Origin of the sequence: Agarivorans sp. 1_MG-2023, from assembly GCF_030548385.1 — a bacterium.
Lineage (GTDB): Bacteria > Pseudomonadota > Gammaproteobacteria > Enterobacterales > Celerinatantimonadaceae > Agarivorans.
The window spans coordinates 205539-219789 of record NZ_JAUOSJ010000001.1; the positions used below are offsets into that span (position 1 = coordinate 205539).

The window sequence follows — 14251 nt, forward strand, 5'->3', positions numbered from 1 at the left end:
CTTTGCGACAATATATTTAAGCACTCATGGCGTTACGCTGTGAGTGCTTTTTTATTTTTGGCTGTTTATTAGCGGCGCTTTCTAAAGATATCGTCTTAAGTGAAATCAATTTCTGTGTTTGTCACGTATTAGCTATGTATAAGCAAACTTTTTGTCTGGTTTAAGAATTACTCTTTAACAAGGTATTAACATCAATAGAGGTTGAATTATGTGGTCACATTTAGTTCGAATTTTTAACGAGCATCCCAGTAGTGTTAACGAGAGTTATTTTCAGCACTTAATGACTGCAGGGCGTTTTTCTTTGCGACTATTTTTTGCAGCAGTTGTGTGTTTAGTACATGCTGTATTGCCCTTTGCTTTTGTTAAAACGGGCAGCCAACAGATTCAGGCTTTGCACGACAGCATGCTAAAAAACCGCCAAGTGAACGCATCAAGTCATACACCTGACAGTGAAATTCAGGTAAACAGTTTCAATTTTGAAATCTAGCCCGTTGAGTAAACTTTACTTCTCGCTTTCCACCTGTTTAATACAGGCGACCTCTGCTGAGCTTAGCTCTCGCCAACTGGCAGGCTCAACGTTAAGGCAAATATCAGCAATTTGTTGTCGGTGTAAGGCGGTCACGCGGTTGCCAACTGCCGCAAGCATTCGTTTCACTTGATGAAACTTGCCTTCGCTAATACTCAGTAAGATTTGTTTATTCGATATCAGCTTAACCACCGCAGGGCGAGTGAGTTGTGGTTCACCTTGCAGTTGTAGGCCAGTTTCTAAGGCTTGAATGGCTTGTGGAGTTAGCGGTTTACTTAGGTTCACCCGATAAACCTTAAGGCAGGCCTGCTCTGGCCGAGTGATAGAAAATGACCAGCGGCCATCGTCGGTGGCTAATACTAAACCAGTAGTGTCGGCGTCTAATCTTCCTGCTATATGCAGTTGGTCATCTAAGGGGAGGCCCACCGCGGTGAAAACCGAGGGGTAAGCTTCATCAACATTAGAGCATACACATCCGGCCGGTTTGTTAATCATTATATAGCGAGAAGGGCGAGCAAAGAGTTGCTTGCCAGCCAAACTAATATGGTTGTTTTCATGTACCTGTGTATTTACATGCAAAACACATTGCTGGTTTACGTGTACTTGGCCGTTTTCTATCGCTTCCCTAGCTTGTAGCAGGCTTAGCGAAGTGCTTTTACAAATAAACTTATCCAGGCGCATAAATAGATAGAGGGTGAATTGAATAAAATAGCTCGCGAGTGTAACCAAATACACTGCTTTTGAATACCTTTAAGCCCAGCAAAGCTGGGCTTTAACGCGATTAAAACAGGCTTTGCTTGGGCTTATAAGCGGTCTAATGAGGCAAGCATTTGTTGCTTAAGTTTAGGGCAAACAATATAGGCGCTAAGATACTGCTCTCTGGCTTGCTTAAAGTCAGGGCAAAGTTCTAGCACTTTTAAGTAAGCCGATTTTGCTTGCGCATATTCGCCTTTTTCTAAGTGCAGAATGGTTCTTAACAATGGTTGCCAGTAAAGTTGGCTTAAAGAGAATTGATCTAAGGCTTTTAAGGCCTGATCAAAATCTTGTTCAGAATAAAAGTAGAGTATGTCGGCTAAAGCAAACCACGGTGGGCGGAACGGATTCAGCGCTTTAGAGCTCGCTAGTAAAGCTCGGCCTTGATTAAATTCACCGGCTAAACACAATGCCCAACCCGCTAAACCTACTTGATAAGCCGCATTAGGGTTAAGCTCTACCACTTTGTTTACCGCGGCAATTAAACCTTGTTGATCACCATTGCTTTGGTAAGCCATGGCTAAGGCCATTTGACACTCAGGGTTATTAGCCTCTAACTCAACCGCTTTACGCGCGCAGTCAAAGCCCAGTTCAACTGCATTAGGAATACTGGCCATTGCTAGTCGGTCGGCATCTATGTACAACACCGCTAACATTGCCCAAGCAAGGGCAAATTCGGGCTCTTGTTGGGTGGCTTGTTGCAGCGCCGCTAAAGCCGGTTGATAGTGCTCTTTGTTCAGCGTCATTAAATAATGGCGGTAACGCAAGGTGGCTTCGTAAGTGGATAATTGCTCAACTTTTTTATGGTTGCAGCTTTGGTAAATCTCGCGATGAATAATGCCAAAGCTAGACGCGAGTTCTGCCACTATCTCGGCAATAATTTGGTCCTGTGCGTCAAACAAATCTTGAGTAGACATATCACAGGTGTATTTTTCAGCCCAAATTTGTTGGCCTGTGTCTGCGCGATATAAACGAGCGTGAATGCGCATTTTATCGTTTAGCGCACGCATGGTGCCGGTGGTAATAAAAGATACGTTTAGCTCTTTCCCTACTTGGCTAATATCGGCAGCAGTTTTTATGTCGAAGTTGGTATCGCCCATGGCATACATAGACACCACGTTTAAACTGTCGAAACGAGACAATTCAGTGGCAAGCTCCTCACCAAAGCCGTCGGCAAAAAACTGTTGCTGATCATCGGCTGCTAAAGACAAAAATGGCAACACCGTTAGGCTAGGGCTTAAGCTCTCTGCCTTATTCGTAACAGGCGTTTGTGCCGCTGGTGTAGGTGAAAGGTCTTCTTCACTGCGTAGTTTAAAACTAGGGGCATAACGGCCTTTAGGGATATTTATGTACAGGGCATCATTAACACCTTCGGTAAAATAATAGGTATCTAAAGAGCGACGCACTCGACCTGCTTGAATACGTACAATGGGGTCTGATTGGTGATCAAAATCAACGCCTCGGTCAAAGATCTCAATGGCAATGGTGAACTGCTTAAGGCGGTCGCCATTACCTTGCAAAGTTTGCTCAACCAAAAAGCTGAGTAACTCTTTCATTTTTGGACTTTGCTCAAATACGCTGCTTTCAATAATTCGTTCTAGCTGCTCGCGTATTAGTATCTGATGCTGCTGATTTGCTACATCTAAACTTTTGCCGTTTGCCACTGTTTATCACCTGTTTCTTATTATGCTGAGTTCATTCTGCCATTAATAGGCGCCTAAAAGTAGCACCTTGCTTAGCAAAACCTTTGCTAACAATAGCTTAGTTGCTGTTTAGGGAATTGTTGTCTGCTGTTACTTATTGTTACCTAAAAAAACCTCTAAATGGTCACTTCTAAGTATTTGTTTATACGTGATTTTTAATCTATTCCGGCTTGGATCCAGTGTGTAACTTCGAGATTTCTAGCCATTGAGTAAACTGGCTTCCGTCAAACAAATACACATTGTTTTTAGCTAATAGAGAGACAGATTATGAGCACACAAGTTCAAACCAAATCAGTTAATGCGGGTTTCATGGAGTTTTCTTTAAAGCGCGTATGGCAAGCAACCGGTGCCAGTGAGGAACACGCAAACGCAGTGGCTAGCGCATTAATGACCGGCATACGTCAAGGTAAATTGAATCAAGGCCTAGGCGTGTACGAAGCGATTGATTTAACCTTTCAAGCTGGCGAGTTAGACATAAAGGCTGAGCCAGAAGTTGTAGAAGAAGGTGACAGCTGGGCTGTGATTGATGGTAAACGCTCTAGTGGTTACTGGACTGTAACCAAAATGGCCGAATTGGCGATTGCTAAAGCTAAAAAATACGGTATTGCCATTGTATTTGGCGGCAACCATAACGACGCCGGTAGTTTTGGCTCGTATGCATGGATGGCTCATCAACATAATATGTTTGCTCAAACGTCTAACAACAGTGTACCGATGAATTCTCCATATGGCGGAATGGGCAATGTGCTATCGGTACCACCATTTGATGCCATTGCCCCGTCGGGTAAAGAAGCGCCCGTTTGGACCAGCGTTAAGTTGTGTGAATGGTACGACGGCCACACCGCTCAAGCGGTATTACAAGGCACCAAAGTACCAAGCAATACAGTGATTGACCCAAACACCGGTGAACTAGGTAACGATTTAGCGCCTTATGCGCGACCTGTAGAAGGTTATGGCCGAGTATTTGATCAATCTTGTTACCAAAACTTGACCGACCCTAGAGTGTATTCACTAAACCTGTGGAACGAAGCACTAACGGCAATTATTAACCCATTAGGGGTGATTGCGCCTGAAATGCCAACGCTGACTGATTACTTAAATGGCGATGCCGACAAACCATCAGTAGGGGGGAGCTATTACATCGCTATCGACCCAAGCCACTTTGGGCCAATTGGTGAGGTACTGGCTAAGGCCGATCGCTTTACTCAAGCGGTGCAACAAACTCAGCCACTACCAGGAAAAGGTGCTCCACGTATGCCAGGGCAAAAAGGTTACTACAGCCTTAAAGCACAAACCGAAGAAGTGGAAGTACTTGCTAGCCATTGGACACCGTTCTTTGAACAAACGGCAGCGAAATACGGCTTAAATGAAGCGAAATTACGTGAAGAGTACGCATTATTAGTTGCTGAAGACGCAACAGTGTAAACCCATTAATAACGGTCTCGTGCGAGAACTTAAATACAGTCGAGGGATAGATTGAGGAGCGCAGGGAGCGCTTCGTTTTAAGTCCTTAATTGAAGACTATTTGCATTTAGTTTCCATTGATATCAGAGGATTATTATGACGCTTAAAGGTAAAGTCGCCATTGTAACGGGCGCAACAAAAATGAAAGGTTTAGGCAGAGCAATTGCGTTAAAACTGGCTAAACAGGGCGCTAAAATAGCCTTAACCGGGCGAAGCAGTTCAGCAGAAGGCTTGCAGTTGGTGGTTGATGACCTCACTGCCCAAGGTGCTGAAGTAATCAGTGTGATTGTTGACGTCTCTCAGCAAGCTGAGGTGAATACAGCAGTTCAGCGAGTGATAGATCATTACGGCAGCGTAGATATACTGGTTAATAACGCCGGTGTTGGTGCTGGCTCTCCAGTGTTTCTAGAGAACCAAAGTAAAGATTGGGATGCCAACTATGCGGTAAATGTAAAAGGCACCATGGCAATGTGTGCAGCCGTACTGCCGCATATGGTGCGTCAAGGCGCTGGGGCTATTGTAAACATTGCTTCATTAGCCGGTTTAGGTGCCTTATCGGGTATGCCTTATCCCTATACGGCAACCAAATTTGCCTTAGTGGGTATTACCAAGGAACTCGCGCTTGAATACGCAAACAAAGGAGTGAGAGTAAACGTAGTGTGCCCCGGCGCTATCGCCACCGACATGTTACAGCAAGCTTATAAGGGCTTAGCGGAAGCAGAAGGTATAAGCATTGAAGAGGCCGCTAAACTAGAGAATGCAGGTATTGCGATGGGGCGTCCAGCTGAGCCGAGTGAAATCGCTGATACCGTAAGTTATTTAGCGAGCCCAGCCGCCAGCTATGTAACGGGGGTAGCGATGCCGGTTGGTGGCGGAATGTTACCGGGTTTGTAGTTAGCCATTTAACGCAGTAAATAAAAGCGAAGTATCGATTAAGGGCTTCGCTTCTTTGGTTATTTAGTCCAAGCTCTTTTATTGCTTTGCTTGTAAATTTTGCACCAAGGGCTCGCAGGGTAGCGGTTTTACTTTTAACGGCTTTGGTTTTTTAGCGGGCTTAAGAGTAGGGGCCTTACTAAGTTGGGTTTTCCACCAATCTAACTCGTCACAGCCATGGCCTTTGGCAATCGGCTTCTGATTTTTGCACTGTTTATCGCCAGCAGGACACACTAATCGCACATGCATATGCGAAGTATGCCCCCACCAAGGGCGAATTTTTTGCAGCCAATCGTCTTGCTCGGTACGTTGATTACAGAGCTGCTCTTTAATCACAGGGCTGACAAAAATACGCGCAACTCGCTCATCTTGAGCGGCAACTTTAAGCATGGTTCTATGCTCACCCTTCCAGTTGCTTTTATTAATGGTTAGCTGTTTTTTGTCTACTACGCTTACCGCATATGGTTTAGCCAGTTGCTTAGCGCTGAGTGTATCGTTTTCAAGTTTGAGCCAAATGTCTACGTCTAAGCCAATTTGATGGCTGCTATGGCCAAAATTAAACTGGCCGCCGCGTGGCATAGACATATCACCCACCAAAATATTGTTGATACCTTGTTGTTTCAGTTGTTTGGCGTAATCACTGATGAAGTTCACTAAATTGGGATGCCCATAGTAGCGCTGGCGTTGGCTACGAATAACTTGATAACCTTCGCCCTCAAGCGGTAACGCTTGTGCACCGGCTAAACAACCATTTGCATAAGAACCAATTGCAGCAGCGGGTGCTTTATAGGTGCTGGTGGCTGCTTCCCATGGGTTGTTTTGCGCAAGTGTTGGTTTGCAAGTTAGCAATATGAGTAGTGAAACAGTCACCTTTAACAATTTCATTTAGCGCCTTTATTCCTTAACATTGATAGCAACTATCCGCTTAAACAAATCTATCACTTAGTGTAGCGGGCATGGCGTTGGTCGGGTGAGAATATTCAATGAAGGGCTTGTACAAAGAAGTGGTGAAGATAACTAGGAGTATGTTGTGAGCAATGCGCCTATACCAAACTTGAGTATTTACAGTACCAAGCGACTCTATGTGGAAGCTGCTGATGCCGCTTACATTGCAACAAACAAACCTTTGCTTATGTTGCGCGCTGTGGAGTTACTCACTCCAGCAGTAACCAGTGAGTTGCCACCTTATTTTCAGAACGTAACCGACTTAGGTAAGGCTGAGCAGTGGTTAACACAGGTGAGCCAAGGCAGTCGCTTGTTTGTGGTAACGAAAATGAGTGATCAACAGATGATTGGCTTTATGTTTGTTTACCCTGATGACCAAAGCCGCGCGCATTTAGGATACTTACTGGGTGAAAATTATTGGCGGCAAGGTTTTGCGCTAGAGCTGCTAGAGGGGTTTATTACTTGGGCGGAGCAGGAGCGAGAATTTACTACTGTTATTGCAGGCGTAAGCCAAGATAATACTCCCTCTCAAAAGTTACTAAATAAGCTAGGATTTTCCACGCAAGGCGGTGCAGATAACACTGCTCAGTTTTATCACTATCATTTAAGAAATAGCGAAAATAGAGAATAAAACGGCCGGGTCACTACGATCTTCGCCAAAATGTACTGAACATGGCTTAAAAGCGCCTGTTTTCTATTCATTCGGTCGTTTTGCTGATATTACTTTGGTTTATAGGTTAGGCTAGCTCTTCGCTCAATAGCAGCTAAGCTGCTGTTTTACATATTTATTTAAGTATTTACTAAACTTTAAAGCCGATGCCTATCTATTCTGTTCGATCTCTTATTCAATCAACCCTCACTGTTCGTTGTTTATTGCTTAGCCTTAGTGCTTTAGTCACTGTTGCTCCGGTTAGCGCTAAAACCTTGCTTAAGCCCAGTGCAGATAGTTATTTCTCTATTACTGGTGGCAGTGGTATTACCCATCTAGATGACGGCGCAACAGAAGAACAAGAGAAGCAACAATTCCGCTCTTTTGATATTCGTTTTGGCCAGCATTTTCATCGTAACTGGCGGGTCGATTTAATTCACGCCAATGAAGGTCACCCATATAACCATCATCGAGATGGGTTTTCTGCTCACGCTACCTATGTGTATGTGCCTTCAGATGCTTTTCGCTTAGAAGTGGGTGCTGGCCCGTATATGTCTTTCGACACAACAGTGGATGAAACAGGCTTAGAGTTAAACGAAAAAAGGGTAGGGGCGATGAGTACATTGGCCTTTATCTATCCCTTAAAGCGCTTTAGCGATAGCGCGCATTTGCGCTTGCAGTTAAACAGTTATCTTATGTCTGCACGACCAAACGGCAACTCCTTATTGATTGGTGTGGGTTGGGATATCGATAATTCAGATTACCAGCCAAGAGAAGCACACTATCGCTGGGTTGATGATGTTTGGGCCTCAGTGATGAATGTAAAAATTAATCATGGCGGACCTGAAACCAAGGTGGGTTATAGCGTAGATATGGCCAAGCGCTTCCATAACAACCTCGCCTTATCACTGGGTTACATTGATGAGGGTGGCTACAACGGCGCAACAGACCGTAGCGGATTTACCACACAGCTATGGAAAATTATTCCTTTGGGTAACAACTTTGAAGGCCGAATGGGCGGTGGTGGTTACTTTGTCGTGGATAAGGTTGAACACACTAGCGCTTATGATTTGAAAGGCATTGTGAGCTTTGGTGCTAATTACTACCCACATTGGTCATTTTTCGAAGATGGTTACTTTGGGGTGAGTATTAGTCGGGTGATTGACCGTAAAGGTCACCAAGATGATGCCGACTTATTCCGCTTTAGTGTGGGTAAACGTTTCTAGCGCTCATTATGGCCGAATAGAAAAAAGCGCATTGAAAGTTTAACTTCAACGCGCTTTTTTATTGGTTGTATAGCTACAATGGCTAGTGTTTATTTAGCCGCGCCGTGAGTGACGTCTAAGCTGTAAAACGTTGCTTGAACGTAGTCTTCTGGGTCACCAGAGCGGTTTTGATTGTATACACCCGCTTTGAAATACATCCATTGGTCTTCTAAGCCGTAGCCAGAATTTTGCATATCTACTTTTTGCACTACATCGGCTTTGCCTTCACGGCTAATCGTTACCGTCATATCAGCGCCGTTAATGTCAATTTCGTAAGAGAATTTCTCGCCTAAAGCGATACCGTCATCATATGACTTAGCGATGTCTTTATCTTTTTGTTTCCAGTAATTTGGTTTAGTTGGGCCAATCATTGGGAAGGTAATATCATCGCCACCATTTGGTTCGTGGCTTATCCATACCGAACCCGTTTCATGGTTAGGCAGTTTACGGTAGTAAATTTTAACTGGCTCATCATCGGGTGCATGAATTTGACCAATAATAACCCGGCCTTGTTGCCAAATTTCACCGGTAGAGGTTACGTGGTCAACAGACAGAGTCGCTTTTAAGTTACCATCCACACCTGCTGCATTTTTCAATGAATCTACTGACTCGTTGTGACCAAATACCCAGTTGTTACCGTTAACGCCCTTTGTTTTGTGGCTGGTGTTGCCGCAACGCATCATTTCACGAAGCTCTGAGCGAACATACTTCGTGTTTTTAGAGGTTTTTATCCCTTGAACAGGAGAACGGAAAACAACGCCATCTTTTGCTTCATTTACGTAAAAGTAATCAGCGTGCATCGCGCCTTTAGCGATCTCTTTTTCACTGAATTCAGTAGGGCGATCGCCATTGTCTAAAGACACTGGCAACGTTACTTTCCAACAAGATAGGTCTAGCACCTCTGCTGGCGTGGTATTGGCAGCGGCTACACTAGTGCTTAAAGCTCCTAGCATCATAACAGCAAGAGTTTTTACTTTCATAAGCTCACCTTCAATTACTTAGATTGATATTTTGTACTACAATAACACCAAGATACCTCTGGTTAAAAACCGAGGTCAATGAGAGCTTGTGCTAAATGAGACATCAAACAGTCTTGATTCAATCTATCAGCGTTTAATTGAGCTGATGTATCAAACTCAAAGCAAGGTTCTAGGCTTGGAATAACGTTGTTAAGCCCAGTACTGAAACACTATTAGCATCATTTGTTAGCGCTATAGCGTCGTTCGGATAAGGTATTTAAAGTTTTTTGGGAGAAGCATATAGTCACTGCTGCCTCAGTAATACTCGCTACACTTAGCGTAGTTCAGTAGGCAAGGAAACCAAGGGGGATGTATGCAAGAAACCGATATAGAGGGGAGCTGTTTATGTGGAGAGGTGAGCTACCAAATAAACGGCAATTTAGGCATTTTTCAATACTGTCATTGCTCTCGATGTCGCAAATTTACTGGTAGTGCCCATGCTGCTAATTTGTTTGTATTGCCCAGCCAATTTCGGTGGTTGGCCGGTGAAGACAAGGTTCAGCGCTATCAACCTGAGCACACTAAGTACTTTGCTACTGCCTTTTGTCGCACTTGTGGTTCGTCTTTGCCTTGGCTAGCGAAAACGGGCAAAACTATGGTGATCCCAGCCGGTACCTTAGACCAGCACCCCAACATAGAACCGATTCAGAATATTTTTTGTGCCCACAAGGCACCTTGGTTTGTCGACAGCCAGCAGCTTCCGCAATTTGCTGCATTACCACCGCGTAAACCCAAAGCATAAATGGATATTGGGTCACCTAACTTAAGTGATCGAAGTGATAGTTTGTAAAGTAATACTAAGTACTTTTAATTGAGCTAAAGTAATACATTAACCAAAGGGTAGGAGCAAGTGATGGAAACACCAATGACAGGACAGCAACACAGCAAACCACAGTATGCCATTCCTCAAGAGGCTTTTGATTGGTACGACGAGTATGCTCATGGCCTTATTGACCGCCGTACTTTTTTAGCGCGCTTATCTAAATTAGCGGCTGTGGGGTTTTCTATGGCGGTGTTGTCGTCAGCCTTGTTACCTAATTATGCCTTGGCGGAACAAGTATCGTTTAACGACCCAGAAATAAAAGCGCAGTTTGCGACTTTTGATTCCCCCAAAGGGTATGGAGAAGGGCGTGGCTATTTAGTGATGCCTACCAACTTGCAAGGAAGCGCTCCTGTGGTCTTGGTTATTCATGAAAACCGAGGGCTTAATCCTTATGTTAAAGATGTCGCGCGACGTTTAGCGAAAGATGGTTTTATCGCCTTTGCACCAGACGCGTTACATAGTTTAGGCGGCTACCCTGGCAATGATGATGAAGGGCGCAGTATGCAAAAATCTTTAGACCGCGCCAAAATTGAACAAGACTTTTTAGCTGCCGCCAGTTTTCTAAAAAGTCATTCTGCCAGCAACGGTAAGTTAGGTGCAGTTGGTTTTTGTTTTGGTGGTTATGTGGTGAACATGCTGGCTGCGCGCATGGGCACCGAGCTTAATGCAGGCGTACCGTTTTACGGCACCCCTGCTGCAAAAGAGTTAAGAGCCAACATTAAAGCGCCGCTGCAGATTCAGTTAGCTGAGTTAGATAAACGGGTAAACGCTACTTGGCCTGAGTACGAGCAAGACTTAAGGGCCAATAACGTCGACTTTGACATGCATATGTACGCGCAAGCCAATCATGGATTTCATAATGACTCCACAGGCCGTTATGACAAAGACAATGCTGAGCTAGCGTGGAACAGAACCATCGCTTTCTTTAAGCAGCATTTAGCTTAATTAATCCCATCTAGGGCTTTGCTTATTGATGTTAGCAAAGCCCTTTTTATTCTAGAATTGCTTGCCACGGTAGCTGCCCACTTCATTTTCCCGTTTAATCAATAGATTACTGATGAATAAGTTATTTGTTAGTGGTTTAATTGATCTCTATTTTTAGCGTTAGCTACCACTCGCGAGTTTACCCAATATGACCAAACGCTTTGACATCATCGGTGCTCCCTTTAATCATTTAGGTTGCGTGACCACTAAGCAAAATACCGTAGATGGTCTTAGGCAAGCTAGCCAAAATACTTGGGTAGGGCTATCGAATTGGATTGATGTTAGAAATAGCCGTTGGAATGCGGACATTAAAGATTGCGGTGATGTGAGCCCTTCTAGTGAGGTATTGCGCTTGCTTGAGGAAGAACAAAACGTAAGCGCCTTAGCGGATTACGGAGACGCGCTTTGCGCTGCCGTACTCAATAGCTTTGATCAGGGGCGCACTCCCATCACTATTGGTGGGGACCATTCTATCGCGGTGGGCACACTGCAGGCGGTAATGACCTTTTATCAGAAACAACGGGACAAAAAGGTAGCGGTTATCTGGGTGGACGCACATGCAGATTGTAACGATAAGCTAGATGGCAATTTGCATGGCAAACCTTTAGCGATGCTTATGGATAAATACCCCGATAAAGCCTGGAGAATTGATCCAGAACGAGAGCTTAAGCCTCAAGATATTTATTACATTGGGGTACGAGATGTAATGCCTAACGAGCAACAGTTGATTAGCGAACTTGGTATTTGCCATTACGGTATGCCAAGCATAGATAGCTTAGGTATAAACGGCGTTATTTCTAGTTTGATGACTGAGTTAAACGATAACTACGATCATATTTATTTGTCTTTCGATTACGACGCGCTAGACGGCAGTGTTTATAGAGCGTGCGCTACGCCTAACGTAGGTGGATTAAGTGCTAGAGAGGCAATTCACTTAGTCTATTCGGTTGCATCTAGCCCTAAATTTGTCGGCGCTGACTTTGTAGAATATATGCCAGAACTGGATGACAATGGAGTATCCAAAGAACTGATGATTAAGCTGATAGATGCAGTGTGGGGGTTTAGAACCTAATGGTTACGCTACGACCAATTACCGCTAAGGAGTTTGCAGATTACTGTGAGTATTTTGTTGATGATTACAGCCGCGATATCGCAGCGAATCAAGGGCACTCTAAAGAAAGGGCGTTAGAGTTAGCCCTACAAACCCTAGAACAGAGCTTTCCGCAAGGGGCAGAAAGCCAAGGCCACCAATTGTTGTGTATCGAGCAGCAATCAGAGTTGCTTGGTTATTTATGGCACTCTATTCAAGCCAGTGACCAATCCACTTACATTTATGATTTTTATATTTTCCCCAAGCAGCGCAACAAAGGGTTTGGCAAGCTGGCGATGAAGGCGCTTGAACAGCAGTTGACGGGGTTTGGTATTAACCAAATCAAGCTTAGAGTCGCATTTAGTAATCAGCGCGCGTTAGCATTGTACCAAGAGCTTGGCTTTGTGGTTACCGGCTACAACATGTCTAAAACCATTACCCAGTAGCGTAAACCTAGTCGGCTTTTGGAGCCGTCATTTAGCGGATTGCCTGGCAGCAGGGCGGAAAAATACTTGTTCATTTTTCGGTAGCCGATAAATCTACACTGAGTTATTTTGGTTTTATCTACTCTCATTAAGCAGTAAAGGTTTATGGAACCACTAAGCTTTCAGCAAAAGTATGACGCAATGAGCCGCAAGGATGCCCAGTACGAAGGGGTGTTTTACACTGCAGTAAAAACCACCGGTATTTTTTGTCGACCAAGCTGTCGAGCGCGCAAACCTAAAATCGAAAACGTCACCTTTTACAACAGCGCTCAAGAAGCCCTGCAACACGGCTATAGAGCTTGTAAAGTATGCAAACCGATGCAAGCTTTAGACGAAGCCCCGGATTACATAAAAGCGCTGTTAGACGATATTCAGCAAGACAACTTTACTCGAATTAAAGACGGTGATTTGCGCGCCCGTAACCTAGACCCTGCTCAAGTGCGCCGCTGGTTTAAGAAGCATCATGGGATTACTTTTCATGCCTATCAACGCATGGTCCGAATTAACTCGGCCTTTAGCCAAATTCAACAAGGCGATAGCATTAGTAATTCAGCCTTTGATTCGGGTTACGAATCGCTAAGTGGGTTTAATGAAGGGTTTAAGAAAGTGTTTGGTGGCGCGCCAACTGGCAAAACCAGTAATGTGATTAATATTGTGCGTTTTACCACGCCAATTGGGCCCATGTATGCCTGCGCCACTCAGCAGGGGATCTGTTTGCTAGAGTTTACCGACCGCCGAATGTTGGAGACCGAATTTAACGACCTCACTAAACGTTTAAAAGCCGTTATTTTGCCGGGAGAAAACCCACATCTGGATCAAGTTCAGACAGAAATTGCTGAATACTTTGCTGGAACCCGCAAACAGTTTGACGTAGCACTAGACACTCCAAGCACCGAATTTAGGCAATTGGTATGGCGTGGGCTAATGGATATTCCCTATGGCGAAACACGCAGTTACGGCCAACAGGCAGAGTACTTAGAGGTACCTAATGCCGTGCGGGCGGTAGCCTCGGCCAATGGCCAAAATCGTATTAGCATTATTATTCCCTGTCACAGAGTGATTGGCGCTAACGGCCAGCTAACAGGCTATGGCGGTGGTATTCATCGTAAAGACTGGTTACTGAAACATGAAGCAGGTTTGCGCAATGGCTAAACAAGAAAGCTCTGAGAAAATAGCCGCTTTACAGCGACAGGTAAAGCATTCTTACTCGCCACTTAAACAACAACTGCATGCTTGGCTGTTAGCGCAAGCGGGTATTAGCGAGACGTTTTGGCCAAACGATAGCGGAGGCTTTTACGGCTTTGTTTATAAGGGCAAAGAGTTTGCTCACTTTCATCAAGGTGATGAGTTAGATTTAAAACTTGGGCGAACAAGCATTGCTGAGCAAGGCTTACGGCATCCTGCGCTCTCTATATCCCACCCTAAACGCAGCCCACGTTCGGCCTGGAAGAGCTTGGTTTTTCAGACCAAGGCTCTTTGCAACAGATACAAGTTTTGGTCCTATTGGCTATTTCGCCTCTATAATTGTCACTGTTCTATTGTTGATAAGTGGCTAAATGGGCAGCAAATTCGAGTTAGCTCATAGTAATTACACGCAATAACAATATAATAA

15 protein-coding genes are annotated in these 14251 nt (G+C 44.5%); 11 read left to right on the top strand and 4 right to left on the bottom strand.

Features of this window, described 5'->3' with window-relative positions:
• Positions 1-208 precede the first annotated feature (208 nt).
• Positions 209-487: a DUF6356 family protein gene (locus Q4592_RS00715; protein ID WP_303508535.1), complete on the top strand. Its 279-nt coding sequence runs from the start codon at positions 209-211 to the stop codon at positions 485-487.
• A gap of 15 nt (positions 488-502) precedes the next feature.
• Here the strand turns inward: Q4592_RS00715 and Q4592_RS00720 are convergent, their stop codons facing one another.
• Both Q4592_RS00720 and Q4592_RS00725 read right to left on the bottom strand, forming a co-directional pair.
• Positions 503-1207, bottom strand: coding sequence for a pseudouridine synthase (locus Q4592_RS00720; protein WP_303509128.1), 705 nt, complete (start codon positions 1205-1207; stop codon positions 503-505).
• Positions 1208-1329: 122 nt separating this feature from the next.
• Positions 1330-2943: a transmembrane adenylate cyclase gene (locus tag Q4592_RS00725; RefSeq protein WP_303508538.1), complete on the bottom strand. Its 1614-nt coding sequence runs from the start codon at positions 2941-2943 to the stop codon at positions 1330-1332.
• A gap of 306 nt (positions 2944-3249) precedes the next feature.
• Between Q4592_RS00725 and Q4592_RS00730 the strand changes: the two genes are divergently transcribed.
• Complete coding sequence (locus tag Q4592_RS00730) at positions 3250-4407, top strand: Ldh family oxidoreductase (protein ID WP_303508541.1); 1158 nt, start codon at positions 3250-3252, stop codon at positions 4405-4407.
• Positions 4408-4542: 135 nt separating this feature from the next.
• Positions 4543-5340: an SDR family NAD(P)-dependent oxidoreductase gene (locus tag Q4592_RS00735; protein ID WP_303508543.1), complete on the top strand. Its 798-nt coding sequence runs from the start codon at positions 4543-4545 to the stop codon at positions 5338-5340.
• Between the two features lie 78 nt (positions 5341-5418).
• Here Q4592_RS00735 and mepA read toward each other — a convergent pair whose 3' ends face one another.
• Entirely contained in the window at positions 5419-6264 is an 846-nt protein-coding gene (gene mepA / locus Q4592_RS00740) for a penicillin-insensitive murein endopeptidase (RefSeq protein ID WP_303508545.1), read from the bottom strand.
• A gap of 145 nt (positions 6265-6409) precedes the next feature.
• Between mepA and Q4592_RS00745 the strand changes: the two genes are divergently transcribed.
• Together Q4592_RS00745 and Q4592_RS00750 are read left to right on the top strand one after the other, a co-directional pair.
• Entirely contained in the window at positions 6410-6955 is a 546-nt protein-coding gene (locus Q4592_RS00745; protein WP_303508547.1) for a GNAT family N-acetyltransferase, read from the top strand.
• A gap of 185 nt (positions 6956-7140) precedes the next feature.
• A complete protein-coding gene (locus Q4592_RS00750; RefSeq protein ID WP_303508549.1) occupies positions 7141-8199 on the top strand; it encodes a hypothetical protein in 1059 nt (352 codons plus the stop codon).
• Positions 8200-8288: 89 nt separating this feature from the next.
• Here Q4592_RS00750 and Q4592_RS00755 read toward each other — a convergent pair whose 3' ends face one another.
• Entirely contained in the window at positions 8289-9218 is a 930-nt protein-coding gene (locus tag Q4592_RS00755) for a polysaccharide lyase family 7 protein (protein WP_303508551.1), read from the bottom strand.
• 352 nt (positions 9219-9570) lie between these two features.
• Between Q4592_RS00755 and Q4592_RS00760 the strand changes: the two genes are divergently transcribed.
• The 6 genes from Q4592_RS00760 (at position 9571) to Q4592_RS00785 (ending at position 14224) form a co-directional block, all read left to right on the top strand.
• Positions 9571-9999, top strand: a complete 429-nt coding sequence (locus Q4592_RS00760) for a GFA family protein (protein ID WP_303508553.1) — start codon at positions 9571-9573, stop codon at positions 9997-9999.
• A gap of 111 nt (positions 10000-10110) precedes the next feature.
• Positions 10111-11025, top strand: coding sequence for a dienelactone hydrolase family protein (locus tag Q4592_RS00765; protein WP_303508554.1), 915 nt, complete (start codon positions 10111-10113; stop codon positions 11023-11025).
• A gap of 187 nt (positions 11026-11212) precedes the next feature.
• Entirely contained in the window at positions 11213-12136 is a 924-nt protein-coding gene (locus Q4592_RS00770; protein WP_303508555.1) for an arginase family protein, read from the top strand.
• Complete coding sequence (locus Q4592_RS00775; protein WP_303508556.1) at positions 12136-12600, top strand: N-acetyltransferase; 465 nt, start codon at positions 12136-12138, stop codon at positions 12598-12600. Before Q4592_RS00770 ends, Q4592_RS00775 begins: the two co-directional genes overlap by 1 nt.
• Positions 12601-12744: 144 nt before the next feature.
• Entirely contained in the window at positions 12745-13791 is a 1047-nt protein-coding gene (locus Q4592_RS00780; RefSeq protein ID WP_303508557.1) for a bifunctional transcriptional activator/DNA repair enzyme AdaA, read from the top strand.
• Positions 13784-14224 carry a luciferase family protein gene (locus Q4592_RS00785; RefSeq protein WP_303508558.1) on the top strand — a complete coding sequence of 147 codons (441 nt, stop codon included), beginning with the start codon at positions 13784-13786 and terminating at the stop codon, positions 14222-14224. The genes Q4592_RS00780 and Q4592_RS00785 overlap by 8 nt, the downstream gene beginning before the upstream one ends.
• Positions 14225-14251: the final 27 nt, after the last annotated feature.

Bases quoted from the DNA above. Each gene is read 5' to 3' on its own strand.
- Q4592_RS00715 (WP_303508535.1), top strand. From the start codon at position 209: ATGTGGTCACATTTAGTTCGAATTTTTAACGAGCATCCCAGTAGTGTT.
- Q4592_RS00720 (WP_303509128.1), bottom strand. From the start codon at position 1,207: ATGCGCCTGGATAAGTTTATTTGTAAAAGCACTTCGCTAAGCCTGCTA.
- Q4592_RS00730 (WP_303508541.1), top strand. From the start codon at position 3,250: ATGAGCACACAAGTTCAAACCAAATCAGTTAATGCGGGTTTCATGGAG.
- Q4592_RS00735 (WP_303508543.1), top strand. From the start codon at position 4,543: ATGACGCTTAAAGGTAAAGTCGCCATTGTAACGGGCGCAACAAAAATG.
- mepA (WP_303508545.1), bottom strand. From the start codon at position 6,264: ATGAAATTGTTAAAGGTGACTGTTTCACTACTCATATTGCTAACTTGC.
- Q4592_RS00750 (WP_303508549.1), top strand. From the start codon at position 7,141: ATGCCTATCTATTCTGTTCGATCTCTTATTCAATCAACCCTCACTGTT.
- Q4592_RS00755 (WP_303508551.1), bottom strand. From the start codon at position 9,218: ATGAAAGTAAAAACTCTTGCTGTTATGATGCTAGGAGCTTTAAGCACT.
- Q4592_RS00760 (WP_303508553.1), top strand. From the start codon at position 9,571: ATGCAAGAAACCGATATAGAGGGGAGCTGTTTATGTGGAGAGGTGAGC.
- Q4592_RS00765 (WP_303508554.1), top strand. From the start codon at position 10,111: ATGGAAACACCAATGACAGGACAGCAACACAGCAAACCACAGTATGCC.
- Q4592_RS00770 (WP_303508555.1), top strand. From the start codon at position 11,213: ATGACCAAACGCTTTGACATCATCGGTGCTCCCTTTAATCATTTAGGT.
- Q4592_RS00775 (WP_303508556.1), top strand. From the start codon at position 12,136: ATGGTTACGCTACGACCAATTACCGCTAAGGAGTTTGCAGATTACTGT.
- Q4592_RS00780 (WP_303508557.1), top strand. From the start codon at position 12,745: ATGGAACCACTAAGCTTTCAGCAAAAGTATGACGCAATGAGCCGCAAG.
- Q4592_RS00785 (WP_303508558.1), top strand. From the start codon at position 13,784: ATGGCTAAACAAGAAAGCTCTGAGAAAATAGCCGCTTTACAGCGACAG.